Annotated in this window: 4 protein-coding genes; 3 read left to right on the top strand and 1 reads right to left on the bottom strand. The window is 72.9% G+C overall.

Annotated elements, in window-relative coordinates; translation table 11 throughout:
• Positions 1–1,273: 1,273 nt before the first annotated feature.
• The 3 genes from ACZ52J_RS42770 to ACZ52J_RS42760 all read left to right on the top strand — a co-directional run bounded on the left by ACZ52J_RS42770 (position 1,274) and on the right by ACZ52J_RS42760 (position 2,849).
• Positions 1,274–1,891, top strand: coding sequence for a transposase family protein (locus ACZ52J_RS42770; protein ID WP_465626833.1), 618 nt, complete (start codon positions 1,274–1,276; stop codon positions 1,889–1,891).
• 75 nt (positions 1,892–1,966) lie between these two features.
• Positions 1,967–2,344: an Imm21 family immunity protein gene (locus tag ACZ52J_RS42765; RefSeq protein ID WP_465626831.1), complete on the top strand. Its 378-nt coding sequence runs from the start codon at positions 1,967–1,969 to the stop codon at positions 2,342–2,344.
• Positions 2,265–2,849 carry a hypothetical protein gene (locus ACZ52J_RS42760; protein WP_465626829.1) on the top strand — a complete coding sequence of 195 codons (585 nt, stop codon included), beginning with the start codon at positions 2,265–2,267 and terminating at the stop codon, positions 2,847–2,849. Before ACZ52J_RS42765 ends, ACZ52J_RS42760 begins: the two co-directional genes overlap by 80 nt.
• Positions 2,850–3,050: 201 nt before the next feature.
• Here ACZ52J_RS42760 and ACZ52J_RS42755 read toward each other — a convergent pair whose 3' ends face one another.
• Complete coding sequence (locus ACZ52J_RS42755) at positions 3,051–3,452, bottom strand: hypothetical protein (RefSeq protein WP_465626827.1); 402 nt, start codon at positions 3,450–3,452, stop codon at positions 3,051–3,053.
• Positions 3,453–3,754 lie beyond the last annotated feature (302 nt).

Here is a 3,754-nt window from a genome sequence, read left to right as displayed (position 1 = left end):
CGCAGACTCCCGCCCACGACCAGCACGAGCACCCCGGAGAACCGTCACGCCAGCCCCTCCGACCAGCACGTTCGAAGATGGCGAAGGCTCATTGATCGGTTCCCCTCCTCGGCCCAGGACACCGGAGCGCGCGCTTCCTCCAGCCACCCGGCAGGTTCTGTCGGCACGGGGCCCTACGCTGCGCCTGGAACGAAGCCGCGCAGACAGGGACCGTGATGGCGCTGACGTTGGATGAGGCCGTGGAGCAGCTCGGCCACCGGTTGTCGCCGTTGCGGCGTTCCGCCGCAACGCGGCTGCGCCGGCTTGCCGACCCCGCAGCGGGTCCGCCGCTCCTGGATGCCCTTGAGCAGGAGGTGCGCGACCCCGTACGTGGGAGACCCAGTACCAGATGGTCATGGCACTGGGGATGTGCGGGCACCGCCCCGCCCTCGGCCTGCTTCGGGACCTCGCCCAGCGCCCGTTCGAGGCGACCATGGTGTACACCGCGCTCGGCGACGCCATCGTGCGGCTGAGCGCTCCCGAAGCCACAACCGATTCCCTGCGCTGGTGCCTGGACAGCGGAACCCCGATGCTTGCCGACGGCGCCCTGCGCGCTGTCGCCACGCAGCGGCTGCGCCCGGACACAACCACGATCGACCACGTTCTCGATCTCCTCGGCCCCTTGGGCCCCCACGATGGCCTTCGGTTCTGGGCCGCGCCGCCGCAGCGGGATGGCCGGGCCCCCGGGTTCAAGAGTTCCTCAGGGATTGCGCAGCCAGCCCTCGAGCCGACGTGGCCAGTGCAGCTGTCTTGTCCTTGCAGGGCAAGTACCAGACCTACACGCCCTTGTAGGCGACATGGTCACAGCGGCCGGCCGCGTCCTGGCTGACCCATCCACGCGCTGGGAGGACTGCGGCATCCGGACGACGGACGGTCCAGCAGCGCTCATGGACTCGGTGAACGACCGTGCCGACCCGGGTGTCAAGTTCCCGGGAGGCGACCTGCCCGATCAAGCCACCGTTGCCTTGCCAGCCTGCAGCTGCAGGGTCCGGTGCCGCCGTCCCGAGCTCGAGGAGAACGCTTGGGTCGGTCTGGTCCGGCTCCTTCCTGCTGAGCCGCACGTACTGCCTGCCGTTGTCCCGCCGCGCCGCGCCGCCCGTGGGTTCTACCGCACGCCCCGTCCTGGTGTCAGCGGAATGCCGATTGCGCTGTCACCGAGGTGCAGAGTCCGGCGTCCTGAACTCCAGGACCCCATGCGCAGGGGCATGGGTTCTCACGGCGTCGGGGAGTGGGGGTGGTGCTCGTGCCGGGCGAGGACGGACAGGCCGGTGTGGTGCCGGTGGTGCCGGTGGCGCTGGCGCGGCAGCAGGCGGTGGAGCGGCTGCTGGCTCTGGACGTGCGGGGTGAGCTGGCGACCGGCCATGTGCGGCTGGTCGCGGACGCGGTGGGGGTGTCGCTGCGCACGGTGTGGCGCTGGCTGGCCGCGGCCCGTGCCGAGGGAAGGACCGGCGTACGGCAGCGGGAGCGTTTCACGCTCACCCCGCAACTGCATGCCCGGCTGGTTCTGTGGTGCGGGAACGCGGCCGCGGTGCACCGTGAACTGCTTGCCGAGGCCCGCGCCACGGTCGAAGCCGACACCAACGACGTGGGCGAGGCCGTGCCGGTGGCGGTGCCGTCGTTGGCGACGTTGCACCGGGTGATCCGCCGGGACCTCGACCGCGGCCAGCGCGCGGCCCTGACCGGCAGGGAGCGGGCCTGTCCCGGGCCTGTCCAGGCGCCGCGGCCGCCGGCCGACCGAGCCGAGCCGGCCACTTCCAGCCCCGTCCCGGCCACGCCCCAGCCCCAGGAGATACCGGAACTGACACTCGGCCCGGCCACCGACCGGACCCCGCCCACCGAACGCGGCCTTTGAGTTGGCTGCCGCCCTCACCCGAGGCGTGAAGCCCCGGCTTCCCTCCCTGTCACAGGCCAGCGGCACACTGCAGGCATGAGCGATACCCCGAACACTGCCCGCCCCGGGCTCGAACTGGCCTGGGTCGAGTCCATGGGTGGCCCGCTGATCGTCGTCCCGGTGTCCGCACTGCACCAGTGGGGCGGCTGCACCGAGGACGGTGCGATCCTCGGCGACACCGACCAGCAGGACGACTACGACCGAGCCTGCGCGGTCGCGGACTACGCCGGGGTGATCAGCCTGCGCGGCACCGAGTCCGCCACCGCTCTCGTACTGGGCGACACGCCCGACGACACCTGCTGCCTGCCCGGATGTGCGACTGCGGGACTTCCTGATGCGCGCCTCGGGCGAACAGTTCGTCTGGCAGGCTCCGGAGGCCACCACCCTGGCCCGCACCGGCGCGATCTTCCGTGACACCGCGTTTCCAGCACACCGAACCCCCCGGGTGCTGGTCCCGAACTGGGACACGGACCTACTGGGTTGCACCCTGACTGACTACATCGGCGCCCGCCGGTTCACCGGCGGCAGGGCGGTGCTGGCGGCCGTCGCGCTGCTCTGGTGGGCGGTCAACGTGCCGTACGCGGCGGCCGGACTGACCGCGCTCGGCACCGCCTGGCCGATCAGCTGGCTGGCCGCGATCGTCCTGCTGACGGCCGGGATCTCCTGCGCGCAACTGCTGCACCGGATCGACACCTCAGGCGGCCCCACCGCCGGCAGCCGCCTGTTCACAGTCCTGCTGCTGTTCGTGATGGCCATCGGGTGCGCGGGCGTCTCCTACCCGGTTGGTGACCCGGGCCACCTGCCCTGGTACCTGACCGGGCTCATCGCCGCGGCCGACGTGCTGGCCGCCTACGGGCTCCCGCGTGTCATCATCGCGCTCGCCCACGCCGCCCCGGGCCGGGGCACGACGGCGGCGTAGGCCGACTCCGCTCCGCCGACCTGCTCTTCCCGGCGGGCCGGTCAGCGGCGGCGGGCAGAAGGCGGCGCTCGAGGAAGAGGCAGAGCAGCTCGGCGGAGGCGGGCTGCGGCCCGGGCCGCGGATCCCGGCCGGGTTGGGTGGCGGATGCTGCCGATCCGCCTGCGGTAGCCGATCCCGGCCGGCGAGCGGCGCGGACCGTTGCTACGCCGCTGCTGCCGCGGCCGGCTCGTCGTCGATGTGCTGGAGCCGGCTGCGGGCGGTGACCCGGTCCTCGCCGGACAGCGTGGCCCAGTACTCGTCGGCCCACACCGCGTGGCAGGCCCGCCGCTCGGCTTCCTCGAGGCGGGCGGACTCGGCCAGCTGCTCCTCGCTCAGCCCCTGCCGAGCGGCCTCCAGATCGCCGCCCCAGCTGGGGAGCGTGCCCAGGAACGCGCGACGCTCGGCCTGCACGGCCACCAGCGCCCGCCGCGGCTTCATCCCGGTGAAGGCGGCCGGCGACCTGTCGGACCTGTTGGACGTCGCCCAAGGCGCCGTCAACTGCGGCTGCGGCGCGACCGGCGCGGCGGCCTGCTGCTCGGGGGCGGGGAAGCACGTAATCGCCACCGAGGCGGGCCCACCCGGCGGCGTCGCCGGGCACCTCGCGCAGCCTCTGCTGGTCCGCGGCGACGGCGCGGGCGAGCGAGCCGTCTGCGAACGGGACGCCGGAGCCGTGGGGGGCGCTCCCCGCCGAGGTCGAGACGCCGGGCGGCTCCCCGCGGTCCGGGGCTCCGAACGCCGCCAGGCCGCCGCACAACAGGACGGTGGTGAGAAGCAGGGAGCTGACGATTAATAACTTACGGACCTGATGACGTACTTGGGGTCGTAGGATCTCGGCGTGACGGAGGAGACCGAGACCGTGCTCGGGG

Source organism: Kitasatospora sp. NPDC034035 (assembly GCF_055575755.1).
Note: the sequence above shows the minus strand (reverse complement) of the source record. Positions and strands in the feature narration are given on the sequence as shown.